Source organism: Mesorhizobium sp. M1A.F.Ca.IN.020.06.1.1 (genome assembly GCF_004023265.1).
Classification (GTDB): domain Bacteria; phylum Pseudomonadota; class Alphaproteobacteria; order Rhizobiales; family Rhizobiaceae; genus Mesorhizobium.
Map to the genome: position 1 here is coordinate 1 of NZ_RZSR01001541.1, position 789 is coordinate 789.

Genomic DNA, 789 nt, shown 5'->3' on the forward strand with positions numbered 1-789 from the left:
CCCGCAGCGAGATCCTCGACTACCTGCGCGAGGTGATCCCAGTCGCCGCGCACCATCTGCACGACGACTGGGATCACCTCGCGCAGGTAGTCGAGGATCTCGCTGCGGGAGAGCCCGACATTGCTTTGCATGACCATGAGGGCCAGGCGCTCATAGGCCGAGCGGGCGGAATTGGCGTGAACGGTTGTCAGCGAACCGGGATGGCCGGTGTTGATGGCTTGCAGGAAGGAAAATGTCTCGGCACCGCGAAGCTCGCCGAGCAGCAGCCGGTCGGGCCGCATGCGCAGCGATGCCTCGAGAAGCTGTTGCGGCGTAACCCTGGCAAGGCCCTGGTCGCCTTTCGAGGCAAGCAGCGTGACGGTGTTTTGCGTCGCCGGCTTGAGTTCGCGCGTATCCTCGATGGTTATGATGCGCTCATGAGAGGGGATGATCTTCAACAACGCATTGAGGAAGGTCGTCTTGCCCGTCGACGTGCCGCCGGAGACAATGAGCGAAATCCGATTGCGCACCGCGTGTTGCAGAAATTCCAACGGCGAGGTGTCATGCAGCATCTCGGCGAGCTGCCTTTCTTCGGCCGAGAGCGCCAGGCCACTGCCCATCGCGGTCTGTTCGAAGGCGCCCATCTTGGCGTAGTCGCCAAGGGTCATATCCATGATGACTTGCTTGCGGATGGAGATCGCGCCGCCATCAGGGGCTGCCGGCGGCAGCACGCATTGAAAGCGCTCGCCCGACGGGAGTGCTGCCGACAGGACCGGCGTGACTTCGTTGACGACCTGGTTGGTGGCCGAA

1 protein-coding gene is annotated in these 789 nt (G+C 62.9%); it reads right to left on the minus strand.

All coding sequences use genetic code 11. From position 1 onward, the window contains the following. Positions 1 to 789, minus strand: a 789-nt coding sequence (gene virB11, locus EOA60_RS35410) for a P-type DNA transfer ATPase VirB11 (protein WP_128312753.1), incomplete at both ends; no start/stop codon positions are given.